Origin of the sequence: Pseudomonas sp. D47, from assembly GCF_045447305.1 — a bacterium.
Classification (GTDB): domain Bacteria; phylum Pseudomonadota; class Gammaproteobacteria; order Pseudomonadales; family Pseudomonadaceae; genus Aquipseudomonas.
Window position 1 is genome coordinate 1 of record NZ_JBJGXU010000141.1, and the last position, 2,261, is coordinate 2,261.

3 protein-coding genes and 1 pseudogene are annotated in these 2,261 nt (G+C 54.2%); all 4 read left to right on the forward strand.

The genetic code is table 11. The features are described 5' to 3' along the window. Positions 1-497: hypothetical protein (locus ACI77I_RS31875; protein WP_407000164.1), on the forward strand; the 497-nt coding region annotated here is incomplete at its 5' end. A 184-nt stretch (positions 498-681) separates the two neighbouring features. Next, entirely contained in the window at positions 682-1,407 is a 726-nt protein-coding gene (locus ACI77I_RS31880; RefSeq protein WP_407000166.1) for an SDR family oxidoreductase, read from the forward strand. 80 nt (positions 1,408-1,487) lie between these two features. Further along, a complete protein-coding gene (locus tag ACI77I_RS31885) occupies positions 1,488-1,703 on the forward strand; it encodes an Arc family DNA-binding protein (protein ID WP_407000168.1) in 216 nt (71 codons plus the stop codon). Positions 1,704-1,708: 5 nt separating this feature from the next. Beyond that, positions 1,709-1,825 (forward strand): annotated as a pseudogene (locus tag ACI77I_RS31890) (hypothetical protein); the annotation flags it as partial. Positions 1,826-2,261: the final 436 nt, after the last annotated feature.

Genomic DNA, 2,261 nt, shown 5'->3' on the forward strand with positions numbered 1-2,261 from the left:
CTTCTGGGGCTGTCGCTGCATTTGAGCGGGCCAAACCGCTATTAGAAATATTGGCACCCAGCCTAAGTTATTTGGGGGAGCGCGTCGGAGCAGCGTCCGCGCAGGACTGTGCTGTAGCCGCCTATTTTGCAGGTGCCTTGTTAGGTGCTTTGCATGGTGCCCGCATCTGCGAGGTGGAAGGGCTCCCAGTCGACAGATTTTGTAGCATGCTGGCCGATATCTCGCCGGTGCTCAGTGGTGACATTCAGCACCTGGGATCCGTCATTCAGTCAGAGAGTTATTCTGCCCCACAGGCTTCGCTAAAAACATGGGCGTCGGCCATCACTCGCCTGGAGCGGCATGCCCAGCAGGCCAATATCCACAGTGGGTTTCCGACATATGCATCAGCAGTCTTCCGCCAAGGCGTAGATGCCGGTTATGGCACGCAGGAAGTAGCCGCTTTGATCAAGGTGCTGCGTGCAGGCGCGGGGTCCCCAAAAAATCATGACGAATTCTGATCTGGAAATGGCACGACGCAATCAGGCGTGACACCCAAGGCGTTCAAGATGCTTTGGAGTGGTACCAGCGCGGCGGTGAGTAAGTGTCAGGTTTGCAGGGAGCGCCATGTTTCCTCACACTTTCTGGCTTGTTCTGATCTCTCTTGGATGCTTACTGTCGCGCCACCCTTTCAGGAGTTATCCCATGAGTAAATCATTGATCGTAATCACCGGTGCCAGCTCCGGCATCGGCGAAGCCACCGCCCGTCTCCTTAGCGCGGCAGGTCACCCGCTTCTGCTGATGGCTCGTAGGGTCGAACGTCTCGAGGCAATGCAGTTGCCGAACACTTTGAGTCGTCACGTCGACATTACCGACCGTGTCAGTCTATTGGCCGCCGTAGCAGAGGCTCAATCGCTATTTGGCCCAGCTGACGCACTGATTAACAACGCCGGTGTGATGCTGCTAGGCGAGATGAGCAAGCAGGATCCTGCTCAGTGGGACCAGATGCTCGATGTTAATGTGAAGGGCCTGCTCAACGGTATTCACGCGGTAGCCGCCGGAATGGTCGAGCGCAAACACGGCACTATTATCAATGTCAGTTCGGTGGCGGGGCGCAAGACGTTCCCCAATCATGTGGCGTATGTAGGCACCAAATTTGCCGTGCATGGCCTGTCAGAAAACTTGCGAGAAGAACTGTCACCGCACAATGTGCGGGTGGTCACCATCGCCCCAGGGGCCGTCGATACCGAACTGCTAAGCCATACGACTGACGAAGAGATCAAGACCGGATACCGTGCCTGGAAACGGGACATGGGTGGCACCGTACTTAGCGCCAATGATGTCGCTTCGGCGATTGTTTATGCGTATCAGCAGCCACAAAATGTATGCATTCGTGAAATTGTGATGGCCGCGACGCGTCAGCAGGCTTAAATGAGTGCTGAGCTCAATATTAAATTCCCCGGCGGCAGTTAAATCGCCATCAAAGATTTAGCAGGAAAGGAAGAGTCAAGATGTCAACTAAATCGGCAGTGACGCAGCTAATTTATAGCTTCAGAACGGCTGATAAGTTCGCTGCGGGCCTGCCAGAAGTGCTACGCGATCGCGTCAACTTGGCGGCGGAAAATAATCGCCGAAGGGTGAACAGTGAAATGATTGCTCGAATTGATGGTTCGCTGGATCTGGAGAGCAAATACGAAGAAATCCGGCAACTCAATCGCTATCTGTAAAGCGTATTAACATTGGCGTATCTGAGTACAACTCAGTGATCGATGTGTTCGAGCACTCCTGCACTAAGTTTGCGGATTATCTAGCCTTCAGCAACATGGGTGTGACGCTAACTTATACTGAGTGAGAGTGCTACAGTGCGGCGTTGGCGGGTTATTGGGTGGGAATGTCACGTCGTTCTTTGATGAGATCGACCATAAATGGATGGTGATGTTTCCAGGGGGCCATATTGCAGACGGGCGCGTGCGTGGGATTATCTGCAAATGGCTTCACGCGGGTGCTATGGAGGATGGCCGGAGGGTGGCTGCGACCTGGGAAGTCCGTAAGGCGCAGTGATATCGCTGTTGCTGGCGAATATATATATTTACTACGTGCTGGATCTATGCGTAATACGCTGGCGCCAGCGACATGTATCGTGGCGATGCATGTCGTGCGTTACTCGGACGACGGCGTGGTGGGTTTCAGGACGCAATGGCAGGCCCGGCATTTTCTGGTGCGGTCGCAGGGGCAGTTGGCCAGGTTCGTATTTCCCCTCAATGCCTCGAAGGCACGACTGATTT